The sequence below is a fragment of the Citrobacter sp. CK198 genome (genome assembly GCF_030333295.1).
GTDB classification, from domain to species: Bacteria; Pseudomonadota; Gammaproteobacteria; order Enterobacterales; family Enterobacteriaceae; genus Citrobacter_B; species Citrobacter_B koseri.
Genome location: NZ_JAOWGE010000007.1, coordinates 264890 through 276972, shown reverse-complemented (window position 1 = coordinate 276972; position 12083 = coordinate 264890). Strand labels below are relative to the sequence as shown.

The window sequence follows — 12083 nt, the reverse complement described above, 5'->3', positions numbered from 1 at the left end:
ACTCTTTATTTATCAGTAGTCAATAAGGTGGCTTGCTGGGCAGATGAACCAAAACGGTTTCCGGCCAGAAAAGCCAATAAACTGAGCAGTAGCGAGGGCACGATGGGGTGAAAGCCCAGGTACTGAACGTTAAAGGTGGCGAGCACGGCATACAACACGCCGCCAATGATCATGGCGCTTAGCGCGCCTGTCGCGTTTGCACGCTCCCAGTACAGGCCCAGCACCAGCGGCCATAAGAACACCGCTTCCAGGCCGCCGAAAGCCAGCAGGTTAAGCCAGATAATCATTTCCGGCGGTTTCCAGGCTGCGAGCAGCAGCAGCGCGCCTAACAGCAGCGTGATGATGGCTGACATCCGCTTCAGGCGAGTTTCGTTATGCATTTGCTCCGGGCGAATATTCAGATAGAGATCTTTAATGATCGTAGCGGAACTTTGCAGCAACTGGGCATTGATTGTCGACATAATGGCCGCCATCGGCGCGGCGAGAAAGATGCCGGCGGCAATCGGCGGCAGAACCTTAACCATCAGCGTTGGAATGACCAGGTCCGGTACGGTCAGGTCAGGAATCACCGCCCGTCCCAGCGCGCCCGCCAGGTGCATACCGAACATCAGGATCGCCACCACAATCGTGCCGATGATAATGCCGCGATGCACCGCTTTACTGTCTTTATAGGAGATGCAACGCACGGCAGTATGCGGCAGGCCGATCACGCCAAAGCACACCAGCACCCAGAATGAGGTCATAAAGGTCGGTGACAGAATGTCATCCGCGCCCTGCGGCGTCACCAGTTTCGGGTCGATCGTTTGCAGGGTTTCGACCGCGTGTCCGAGGCCGCCTGCCGCATGAACCACGCCGACCAACAGGACGATGGTGCCAATCAGCATGACCATGCCCTGCATCGTATCGTTGAGCACGCTGGCGCGAAAACCGCCAAATGCGGTATACAACGCGATGCTGACGCCAAAGATTAACAGCCCTGTTTCGTAGGGGATGCCCGCTGCGGTCTCAAGCAGACGCGCGCCACCAATAAACTGTACGGTCATCGCCCCGACGAAAGCCACCAGCAGGCTGAGGCTTGCCAGCCAGACCAGCAGACGGCTTTGATAGCGGGCAAACAGCATATCGTTAAGGGTGACGGCGTTGTAGCGCCGCGCCAGAATAGCGAACTTCTTACCCAGAATACCCAGCGAGAGCCAGACGGCGGGTAACTGGATCATCGCCAGCAATACCCAGCCCAGGCCGTATTTATAGGCCGCGCCCGGGCCGCCGATAAATGAGCTGGCGCTGATGTAGGTGGCGGTCAGCGTCATCGCCAATACAATTCCGCCCATCGAACGGCTACCGAGGAAATACTCATTCAGGAAGGTGCCCGTCGTCCTTTTTCGCATGGCATAGACCGACAGACCAAACACCACCAGCAGATAGGCGATAAGCGGCAGAATGACTTCAAGCTGCATCATCGTCCTCCAGAGGAATGTCGCGATAGATAAATTTCACCATAGCCCAGCACAGTAAAATGAAAACAAGCGGCGTCAGCAGGCAGGCCATTTCAAACCAGTGTGGAAGGCCCGTTATGCCGGGTGCCGCGCCTGGTAAGTAAGCAGTCACCAACCACGCAGCCAGATACAGAAGGGTCAGCCACAGCGCCCAACGCGCCTCTTTGTTGGCCTGAACAAAACGCGTGTCCATTTTTTGTCCCTTGTGGATGAAGAAAGCGGGGATTGTACCTTATGGGATGTACCGGAGGGAAAAAAACAAAAGGCCGGAAAACCGGCCTTTTTCAGTTAACGCATGCTTATTTTTCCTGAAGACCGAGTTTCTTCTCCAGATAGTGGATGTTGGTGCCACCGTGCTGGAAGTGCTCGTCGTTCATGATGCGGGTTTGCAGGTCAATGTTGGTTTTGATGCCATCAATGATCAGTTCCTGCAATGCGTTTTTCATACGGGCAATCGCCACGTCACGGTTTTCACCGTAGCAGATCAGCTTGCCGATCATGGAGTCATAGTACGGCGGTACGGTGTAACCCGCGTAGATATGGGACTCCCAGCGTACGCCAAAGCCGCCCGGCGCGTGGAAGCGCGTGATTTTACCCGGGCTTGGCAGGAAGGTGTTCGGGTCTTCAGCGTTGATACGGCATTCTACCGCATGGCCTTTCACCACAACTTCTTCCTGCTTGATGGACAGCGGCTGGCCCGCAGCGATACGCAGCTGTTCTTTGATCAGGTCAACGCCGGTGATCATTTCAGTAACCGGGTGTTCTACCTGAATACGGGTGTTCATTTCGATGAAATAGAACTCGCCGTTTTCGAACAGGAACTCAAACGTACCTGCTCCGCGATAGCCGATATCGACACACGCTTTGGAGCAACGCTCGCCGATGTAACGACGCAGTTCCGGGGTAATGCCCGGCGCTGGCGCTTCTTCGACCACTTTCTGGTGACGACGCTGCATGGAGCAGTCACGTTCTGCCAGATAGATAGCGTTACCCTGACCGTCAGCCAACACCTGAATTTCGATGTGGCGTGGGTTTTCCAGGTATTTTTCCATGTACACCATGTCATTGCTGAAGGCTGCTTTCGCTTCCGCTTTGGTCATGGAAATGGATTGCGCCAGTTCGGCATCGCCGCGCACAACGCGCATGCCGCGACCGCCGCCGCCGCCGGACGCTTTGATAATAACCGGGTAGCCGATGCGTTTTGCAATGGCGCGGTTTTTATCCATATCGTCGCCCAACGGGCCGTCAGAACCCGGTACGCATGGAACGCCAGCCTGTTTCATTGCGCTGATTGCAGACACTTTATCGCCCATCAGGCGGATGGTGTCGGCCTTCGGGCCAATGAAGATAAAGCCGGAGCGTTCAACCTGCTCAGCGAAGTTGGCGTTCTCAGACAAGAAGCCGTAACCCGGATGGATTGCCACCGCGCCGGTGATTTCAGCGGCGCTGATGATAGCCGGGATGTTCAGATAGCTTTTTACGGACGGAGCCGGGCCAATACAGACCGTCTCATCCGCCAGCAATACGTGTTTTAAATCGCGATCCGCGCTTGAGTGCACAGCCACGGTCTTGATACCCAGTTCCTTACAGGCACGAAGAATACGTAGTGCAATCTCGCCACGGTTGGCGATGACAATTTTATCCAGCATGTTCGCCTCGTTATTCGATGACGACCAGCGGCTCGTCAAATTCTACCGGTTGACCACTTTCGACCAGAATTGCTTTCACCACGCCGGATTTATCGGCTTCGATCTGGTTCATCATTTTCATGGCTTCAACGATGCACAGGGTATCGCCCGCGTTAACTTTCTGACCGACTTCGACGAATGCTTTCGCATCCGGGCTCGGGGTGCGGTAGAAAGTACCAACCATTGGGGAACGTACGATGTGACCACTGATTTCCGCTGATGCAGCAGGCGCTTCCATTGCTGGAACAGCCGCCGGAGCGACAGCGTTAGACAGAGCTGGCTGCTGCATTGGCGCAGCATAAGCTTGTTGCATCACTGGAAAACCTGCGTTTGGCGCGGTGCGGCTGATGCGCACAGACTCTTCGCCTTCAGAAATTTCCAGTTCGGAGATGCCTGATTCTTCAACCAGCTCGATCAGTTTTTTAATCTTACGAATATCCATGAGTGGGTTCCGTACTCTTTGTTTAGTGTGATTGTGACAGGCGTTTTACCGCCGTCTGTAAAGCGTATGAGTAACCGTCAGCGCCGAATCCGCAAATAACGCCAGCCGCAATATCGGAAAGATACGAATGCTGGCGAAACGGTTCCCGCGCATGTACGTTGCTCAGGTGAATCTCGATAAACGGGATGCTCACCGCGAGCAGCGCATCGCGAATCGCAACACTGGTGTGCGTAAACGCGGCCGGATTAATCAGGATATAGTCCACAGTGTCTTTAGCCTGATGAATACGGTCGATGAGTGCGTACTCCGCGTTAGACTGCAAATGATCCAGCGTCACATTCAGCGCGTCGGCCTCTGCATTCAAACGGTTAACAATTTCCGTTAATGTCAGGGTGCCGTACTTATCGGGTTCACGGGTGCCGAGCATATTAAGGTTCGGACCGTTTAAAAGCAAAATGTGTAATTTGTCGGCCATCGTGCAGCTATCTCCTGCGATTCTCCGGTAAAAAACAAAATATACCTTTGATGCGCGATTGTCACCCTTTCAGCGGCTTAAAAACCCTGTCCGGGAAACCAAGGTCGCACATTATAACGATTTCGTAGCATTTGGCAGCTAAATACTGGTCTTATCAGGGAAGATTATCAACTGCTAACACGCAAAGACCCAAGGCGAGTCCTGGTTTTGCAACAAACCGCACATAACGGAGGCGTTACAGCATTTTGCCCGCAAACGACCGCCACCACTGGCGAAATGTCTTGTAGCGCCAGGCTAAAAGCGCCAGCGCCAGCAGGACATAAATGACCGGCTGCGGCGATAAAATTTTTACCGACCACAGATAATGAATGGGAGCCAGAATCGCGACAAGATAAACGAAGTTATGCAAATGTTGCCAGCGTTTCCCCAGTTTTCGTTGCGCCGCCTGCGTGGAGGTCAACGTAAGGGCGAATAAAATGAACCAACTGATAATACCCAACGTTAAATAAGGACGAGTGATTAACTCCTGGCCCAGCAGCGCCAGATTATTTATGCCCAGTTCAAGTAGCGCATAGCTGGTTAAATGCAGCGTGGCCCAGGCGAAGCACCATAACCCTAACAAGCGGCGGGTGCGGATCAATAATGGCTGTTTAGCGTAGCGCGCCAGCGGTGAAACCAGCAAGGTAGCGAGCAAGAATTTCAGCGCTGTCCTACCGGTAAAGTGTTGAATATCTTTGACCGGATCGGCGCTGAGCCCTCCCTGATTCACCGCCCAGACGAGCCAGAGAAACGGTAATAATCCGGCAAGATGCAGCAGTACTTTTAGCCAGACGATCTGTTTTTGTGTCAGACGCACTTAGAAATTCTCCCGCAGATCCAGACCGCGATATAAAGACGCCACTTCACTGGCATAGCCGTTAAACAGCAGCGTCGGCTGTCTTTGTACATCCAGAATGCCGCCCGCGCCAATAAAACGCTCGGTCGCCTGTGACCAGCGCGGATGATCAACGTGCGGATTCACGTTGGCGTAAAATCCGTATTCGTTTGGCGCGGCCAGATTCCAGGTGGTCGGCGGGCGTTCGCGGGTCAGTTTAATACTGACGATCGATTTAATCCCCTTGAACCCGTATTTCCACGGCACCGTCAGACGGATGGGCGCGCCGTTTTGCGGCGGCAGCGCTTTACCATAGACGCCGACAGTCAGCAGCGTGAGCGGGTGCATTGCCTCGTCCAGACGCAATCCTTCGACGTAAGGGTATTTTAGCCCGCCGCCGATAAAGCGGTCTTTTTGTCCCGGCATATCATCGGGCGCGTAGATCGTTTCGAACGCCACATAGTTAGCATTGCTGGTGGGTTCGACCAGTGCGAGCAGTTTATGTAAGGGGAAGCCAATCCAGGGAACCACCATCGACCATGCCTCAACGCAGCGCATACGATAGATTCGCTCTTCCAGCGGGAAACGCGTCGTGAGCGCATCGTGATCGAGCGTTAGGGGTTTTGCCACTTCGCCGCTAATTTTCAACGTCCAGGGATCGGTTTTCAGGCTACCCGCGTTGGCGGCCGGGTCTGCTTTATCGAGGCCGAATTCATAGAAATTATTATAACCGGTGACTTTGTTTTCCGGCGTTAACGGGAGGTCGTTTTGCCAGGTGGCGGGTTTGCTGAAATCAAGCGGCTTACCGGCAGGCGCAGGGGGACGATCGTTGCCTTTAAACCAGCTCAGCAGGTCGGCCTGGGCGGTGGCGGGCAGAGAAAGGGCGGCCGCGCTGATACCTAAAGCTTTCAGTACCTGGCGGCGCTGCAACATAAAAACGGACTCCGCAGTTACGTCGGCTTCCGTCAGTTTTTTCATTTTCATAGCATCCTCCGTCATGCGTTTTTTTAAGCATGACGGAGGCGAAACGTTAACGCGAATATGTCACGAAAATTTGAAGATTAGGCAATCTTCACCAGCGTACGGCCCTGTGCCTGGTTATTGATGATGGCATCGGCGAATTTTGGCGCGTCTGCCAGCGTGATTTCTGTTGCAGCCTGCGCATAGAAAGAGGCTGGCAGGTCGTTGACCAGGCGTTTCCAGGCTTCTGCGCGGCGGGCAGGCGGAGTCATCACGGAATCCACGCCCTGCAAGCGGACATTACGCAGAATAAACGGCATGACCGTGGTGGGGAGCGCGAAGCCGCCCGCCAGACCACAGGCCGCAACGCAGCCGCCGTAGTTCATCTGCGCCAGCACTTTCGCCAGCACTTTATCGCCAACGGTGTCGATGGCCCCGGCCCAGAGTTGTTTCTCCAGCGGGCGGGATTCGGCAAACTCATCGCGCCCCAGAATGCGGTTGGCACCCAGGCTACGCAGGTAGTCGTGGGTGCTTTCGCGTCCTGACACGGCCACAACCTGGTAGCCCAGCTTATGCAGCAACGCAACGGCAGTGCTGCCCACGCCGCCGCTGGCGCCGGTCACGACAATCTCGCCATCTTCAGGGCGAATGCCCGCGTCTTCCAGCGCCATCACGCACAGCATGGCGGTAAAACCGGCGGTGCCGATAATCATCGCATTTCGGCTATCAAGACCTTTCGGGAGAGCAACCAGCCAGTCGCCTTTTACGCGGGCGCGCTCAGCCAGACCGCCCCAGTGGTTTTCGCCTACGCCCCAGCCGGTCAGTAAAACTTCCTGACCGGCATGGAAGCGGGGATCTTCACTGGCGCGTACGGTTCCGGCGAAATCGATGCCAGGAATCATCGGAAAGTTACGGATGATTTTCCCTTTCCCGGTGATGGCCAGAGCATCTTTATAGTTCAGGCTGGACCAGTGGACATCTACCGTTACATCCCCTTCCGGTAGCCGACTTTCTTCAAGGGTCTGAACGGAAGCAAGGGTTTTACCGTCCTGCTGTTCTAAGATCAAAGCCTGCATAACCTGTCCTCAATTTGCATAGTGGATTGGAAAAATATTTATGAAGACTATACTCGCTAATCAAAACGTGATGCCGATTCAACGCAATAAATTGCCAGATAGACCTGATTTGGTAGTATGCCCGCTTAGCTGTGCAATTTAACGGACTTCGCGTTCAGAGTTGCTCTTTCATGTCGTTTATAACTGTCGGAGTTAACACACGGATGCGATTAACGACGAAATTCTCAGCCTTTGTCACGCTGCTTACCGGGTTAACGATCTTCGTTACGCTCATCGGCTGCTCGCTGAGTTTTTACAATGCCATCGAGAATAAATTCACCAGCCGCATTCAGGCGGTCGCCACCGCTATTGACACGCATCTTGTCTCCTCTGATTTTGTCACGCTGACGCCGCAGATTAATGAACTGATGGTATCGGTCGATATCGTGCGCGTCGATTTGTTGCAGGATGGCCGCCAGGTGTATAGCCATTCGCGCAACAGCAGCTATCGGCCGGCGGGAAGCAACAACCTGTATCGTGAGCTGACGATTCCGCTGGTAAAACATCCCGGCACCTCGCTGCATGTGGTGTTTCAGGACCCGATGGGCAACTATTTTCACTCGCTCGTGACCACCGCGCCGCTCACGCTGGCGATCGGCTTTATCGTTCTCATCCTGTTCTTATCGGTACGCTGGCTACAGCGCCAGCTGTCCGGGCAGGAGCTGCTGGAAATTCGTGCAACGCGTATTCTGAACGGCGAACGCGGGCCGAATGCGCGAGGGTCGGTCTATGAATGGCCCGCGCGCACCAGCAGCGCGTTGGATATGCTGCTGTCTGAAATTCAGTTTGCCAGCGAACAGCGCAGCCGTCTGGATACGCTTATCCGTTCTTATGCGGCGCAGGATGTCAAAACCGGGCTGGGCAATCGCCTGTTTTTTGATAACCAACTGGCGACGCTGCTGGAAGATCAGGAAAAAGTGGGATCGCATGGCGTGGTGATGATGATCCGCCTGCCAGACTTTAACCTGCTTCACGACAGCTGGGGGCGCGATCTCGCGGAAGAACAGCTGTTTGCGCTGATTAATCTGCTGTCGACATTTATTATGCGCTACCCGGGTTCGCTGCTGGCGCGCTACCACCGCAGCGACTTTGCTGTCCTGTTGCCGCACCGCACATTGAAAGAAGCGGAGAGTATCGCCGGGCAGTTATTAAAAGCGGTAGATGCATTACCGGTTAATAAAAAGCTCGATCGTGACGATATGGTACATATCGGCATTTGCGCATGGCGTAGCGGTCAGTCGACGGAGCAGGTGATGGAACATGCCGAAGCCGCGACCCGAAATGCCGTGTTGCAGGGAGGGAACAGTTGGGCGGTGTATGACGATTCGCTGCCGGAAAAAGGCCGTGGCAATGTACGCTGGCGCACCCTTATTGAGCAGATGCTCAGCCGGGGCGGGCCGCGGATTTATCAGAAACCGGCGGTAATGCGTGAAGGACGCGTACACCACCGGGAGCTGATGTGCCGTATCTTTGACGGCGCCGAAGAGGTGATTTCGGCGGAATACATGCCGATGGTATTGCAGTTCGGTTTATCGGAAGAGTATGACCGCTTGCAAATTAGCCGTTTGATCCCGCTGCTGAAATACTGGCCGGAGGAAAATCTGGCGATGCAGGTAACGGTAGAATCGTTGATCCGCCCACGGTTTCAGCGCTGGCTGCGTGATACGTTGATGCAGTGCGAAAAATCGCAGCGAAAACGTATTATTTTTGAACTTGCCGAGGCAGATGTTTGTCAACACATCAGTCGGTTACAGCCTGTTATTCGTTTAATGAATGCGCTTGGCGTTCGGATCGCGGTGACACAGGCGGGTTTGACGCTGGTGAGTACCAGCTGGATTAAAGAACTTAATGTGGAATTACTGAAACTTCATCCGAGTCTGGTAAGAAACATTGAGAAACGAACGGAAAACCAGTTGCTGGTACAGAGCCTGGTGGAAGCCTGCACGGGAACGCATACGCAGGTTTACGCGACAGGCGTCCGTTCGCGTAGCGAGTGGCATACGCTGACGGGGCGCGGAGTGGCGGGCGGACAGGGGGATTTTTTTGCCTCCTCCCAACCACTTGACACCAACGTGAAAAAATATTCGCAAAGATACTCGGTTTAACCTGCCGTTTAATTTGTTTTCACGTAGAATAACGCGCGCTGTGCCTCATGGGGGTGTGCTTGTCTGCTCGCCAGATTGTTGCAGCAAATATGCAGGTAAACGACCTTTTACAGGTTGCAAATGAAGGCCAGGATTGCTGCTGATGTATTCAGTTCTGATGGACCCAGACAGAGATTTGTAACAAAGGAAACGTACTGCGCTAATTTTCACCGTAGCAGATGATTTTTGCGCCTTGTCGCTGCTGCGTGTGGTTGGTAAAGTAAGCGGATTTTGTTTTCCGCCCCAGCTTTCAGGATTATCCCTTAGTATGTTGAAAAAATTTCGTGGCATGTTTTCCAATGACCTGTCCATTGACCTGGGTACTGCGAATACCCTCATTTACGTAAAAGGACAAGGCATCGTATTGAATGAGCCTTCCGTTGTGGCCATTCGTCAGGATCGTGCCGGTTCACCGAAAAGCGTGGCCGCAGTAGGTCATGATGCGAAGCAGATGCTGGGTCGTACGCCGGGCAATATCGCTGCTATTCGCCCGATGAAAGACGGCGTTATCGCTGACTTCTTCGTGACTGAAAAAATGCTCCAGCACTTCATCAAACAAGTGCACAGCAACAGCTTTATGCGTCCAAGCCCTCGTGTGCTGGTGTGTGTACCGGTAGGAGCGACCCAGGTAGAGCGTCGTGCGATTCGTGAATCCGCACAGGGCGCTGGCGCTCGTGAAGTGTTCCTGATCGAAGAACCGATGGCTGCGGCAATCGGCGCCGGTCTGCCGGTGTCTGAAGCAACCGGTTCAATGGTTGTCGATATCGGTGGCGGTACGACGGAAGTGGCCGTTATCTCTCTGAACGGCGTGGTTTACTCTTCTTCTGTGCGTATTGGCGGCGACCGCTTCGACGAAGCGATCATCAATTACGTGCGCCGTAACTACGGTTCTCTGATCGGCGAAGCGACCGCAGAACGTATCAAACACGAAATCGGTTCTGCGTATCCGGGCGACGAAGTGCGTGAAATCGAAGTTCGCGGGCGTAACCTGGCGGAAGGCGTTCCACGCGGCTTTACCCTGAACTCCAACGAGATTCTGGAAGCGTTGCAGGAGCCGCTGACCGGTATCGTGAGCGCGGTGATGGTTGCGCTGGAACAGTGCCCGCCGGAACTGGCGTCTGATATCTCCGAGCGCGGTATGGTGCTCACGGGCGGCGGCGCGCTGCTGCGTAACCTTGATCGTCTGTTAATGGAAGAAACCGGCATTCCTGTCGTTGTTGCTGAAGATCCGCTGACCTGCGTGGCGCGCGGCGGCGGCAAGGCGCTGGAAATGATCGATATGCACGGCGGCGACCTGTTCAGCGAAGAGTAATCGGATACCGGCAGGGTGATGGTTTGATTACCCTGCCGACTCTGATACGAGAATACGCAAACTTATGAAGCCAATTTTTAGCCGTGGCCCGTCGCTACAGATTCGCCTTATTCTGGCGGTGCTGGTGGCGCTCGGCGTGATTATAGCCGACAGCCGCCTGGGGACGTTCAGCCAAATCCGCACGTACATGGATACCGCCGTCAGCCCTTTCTACTTTATTTCCAATGGTCCCCGTGAATTACTCGACGGCGTGTCGCAAACGCTGGCTTCGCGTGACCAACTCGAACTTGAAAACCGGGCGCTGCGCCAGGAACTGTTGCTGAAAAACAGCGAATTGCTGATGCTGGGGCAATACAAACAGGAGAACGCGCGTTTGCGCGAGCTGCTGGGTTCGCCGCTGCGTCAGGACGAACAAAAAATGGTGACTCAGGTCATCTCCACGGTTAACGATCCTTACAGCGATCAGGTGGTGATCGACAAAGGAAGCGTGAACGGGGTCTATGAGGGGCAACCGGTCATCAGCGACAAAGGCGTAGTGGGCCAGGTCGTTGCGGTGGCGAAACTGACCAGCCGCGTTCTGCTTATTTGCGATGCGACACATGCGTTGCCGATTCAGGTGCTGCGTAACGATATCCGCGTCATTGCCGCCGGTAACGGCTGCACGGACGATTTACAGCTTGAGCATTTACCGGCAAACACCGACATTCGCGTTGGCGATGTGCTGGTAACATCGGGTCTGGGCGGCCGTTTCCCGGAAGGGTATCCGGTGGGCGTGGTTTCGTCCGTCAAGCTGGACACCCAACGTGCTTACACCGTGATTCAGGCGCGTCCGACTGCGGGTTTACAGCGTTTGCGTTATCTGCTGCTGCTGTGGGGAGCCGATCGTAACGGCGCTAATCCGATGACGCCGGAAGATGTGCATCGCGTCGCTAACGAACGACTGATGCAGATGATGCCGCAGGTTCTGCCTTCGCCAGATGCGATGGGGCCGCCAGCGCCAATGCCGGACCCTGCCACGGGGATTAGCCCCGCGCCTGCCGCGCCTCAACAACCGGCGGCTACGCGCGCAACGGGGGGGCAATAGTGGCAAGTTATCGTAGCCAGGGTCGCTGGGTTATCTGGCTCTCGTTTCTTATTGCGCTATTGCTGCAAATCATGCCCTGGCCGGATGACATCATCGTTTTCCGGCCAAACTGGGTGCTCCTTATCTTGCTGTACTGGATCCTTGCACTGCCGCACCGCGTAAATGTGGGTACAGGTTTTGTGATGGGTGCCATACTGGATCTGATCAGCGGCTCCACGCTTGGCGTGCGGGCCTTGTCGATGAGTATCATTGCTTATCTGGTTGCACTGAAATTCCAGCTATTCCGTAACCTGGCGCTCTGGCAACAGGCGCTGGTGGTGATATTGCTCTCACTGGTCGTGGACATTATTGTTTTCTGGGCCGAGTTTTTAGTGATCAACGTCTCTTTCAGACCGGAAGTATTCTGGAGTAGTGTAGTAAACGGTGTGCTCTGGCCCTGGCTTTTCCTGCTGATGCGCAAAGTGCGCCAGCAGTTTGCTGTGCAGTAAAGGTT

General features: G+C 54.6%; 12 protein-coding genes. 4 read left to right on the top strand and 8 right to left on the bottom strand.

Annotated elements, in window-relative coordinates:
• Positions 1-5: 5 nt before the first annotated feature.
• From panF to acuI, 8 genes are all read right to left on the bottom strand, one after another.
• On the bottom strand, positions 6-1457 hold the full coding sequence (gene panF, locus OGY62_RS01875) for a sodium/pantothenate symporter (RefSeq protein ID WP_047460907.1): 1452 nt from the start codon (positions 1455-1457) through the stop codon (positions 6-8).
• Positions 1447-1689, bottom strand: coding sequence for a YhdT family protein (locus OGY62_RS01870; RefSeq protein ID WP_012135393.1), 243 nt, complete (start codon positions 1687-1689; stop codon positions 1447-1449). Before OGY62_RS01870 ends, panF begins: the two co-directional genes overlap by 11 nt.
• Positions 1690-1795: 106 nt before the next feature.
• Positions 1796-3145 carry an acetyl-CoA carboxylase biotin carboxylase subunit gene (gene accC, locus OGY62_RS01865; RefSeq protein ID WP_012135392.1) on the bottom strand — a complete coding sequence of 450 codons (1350 nt, stop codon included), beginning with the start codon at positions 3143-3145 and terminating at the stop codon, positions 1796-1798.
• A 10-nt stretch (positions 3146-3155) separates the two neighbouring features.
• Complete coding sequence (gene accB / locus OGY62_RS01860; protein ID WP_012135391.1) at positions 3156-3626, bottom strand: acetyl-CoA carboxylase biotin carboxyl carrier protein; 471 nt, start codon at positions 3624-3626, stop codon at positions 3156-3158.
• A gap of 22 nt (positions 3627-3648) precedes the next feature.
• Positions 3649-4101 carry a type II 3-dehydroquinate dehydratase gene (gene aroQ / locus OGY62_RS01855; protein WP_012135390.1) on the bottom strand — a complete coding sequence of 151 codons (453 nt, stop codon included), beginning with the start codon at positions 4099-4101 and terminating at the stop codon, positions 3649-3651.
• Positions 4102-4336: 235 nt separating this feature from the next.
• The gene (gene msrQ / locus OGY62_RS01850) at positions 4337-4957 is read right to left on the bottom strand and encodes a protein-methionine-sulfoxide reductase heme-binding subunit MsrQ (protein ID WP_286458942.1); all 621 of its coding nucleotides are present in this window, start codon (positions 4955-4957) and stop codon (positions 4337-4339) included.
• Positions 4958-5959, bottom strand: a complete 1002-nt coding sequence (gene msrP / locus OGY62_RS01845) for a protein-methionine-sulfoxide reductase catalytic subunit MsrP (RefSeq protein ID WP_502873547.1) — start codon at positions 5957-5959, stop codon at positions 4958-4960.
• A 77-nt stretch (positions 5960-6036) separates the two neighbouring features.
• Complete coding sequence (gene acuI / locus OGY62_RS01840) at positions 6037-7011, bottom strand: acrylyl-CoA reductase (NADPH) (protein ID WP_047460914.1); 975 nt, start codon at positions 7009-7011, stop codon at positions 6037-6039.
• A gap of 203 nt (positions 7012-7214) precedes the next feature.
• Between acuI and csrD the strand changes: the two genes are divergently transcribed.
• The 4 genes from csrD (at position 7215) to mreD (ending at position 12078) form a co-directional block, all read left to right on the top strand.
• The gene (gene csrD, locus OGY62_RS01835) at positions 7215-9155 is read left to right on the top strand and encodes an RNase E specificity factor CsrD (protein WP_047460917.1); all 1941 of its coding nucleotides are present in this window, start codon (positions 7215-7217) and stop codon (positions 9153-9155) included.
• A 307-nt stretch (positions 9156-9462) separates the two neighbouring features.
• Positions 9463-10506 (top strand): rod shape-determining protein MreB, encoded by a 1044-nt coding sequence (mreB, locus tag OGY62_RS01830; protein ID WP_000913396.1) that lies wholly within the window; start codon positions 9463-9465, stop codon positions 10504-10506.
• A gap of 64 nt (positions 10507-10570) precedes the next feature.
• Positions 10571-11590, top strand: coding sequence for a rod shape-determining protein MreC (gene mreC, locus OGY62_RS01825; protein ID WP_049009237.1), 1020 nt, complete (start codon positions 10571-10573; stop codon positions 11588-11590).
• On the top strand, positions 11590-12078 hold the full coding sequence (gene mreD / locus OGY62_RS01820) for a rod shape-determining protein MreD (RefSeq protein ID WP_012135383.1): 489 nt from the start codon (positions 11590-11592) through the stop codon (positions 12076-12078). Before mreC ends, mreD begins: the two co-directional genes overlap by 1 nt.
• Positions 12079-12083 lie beyond the last annotated feature (5 nt).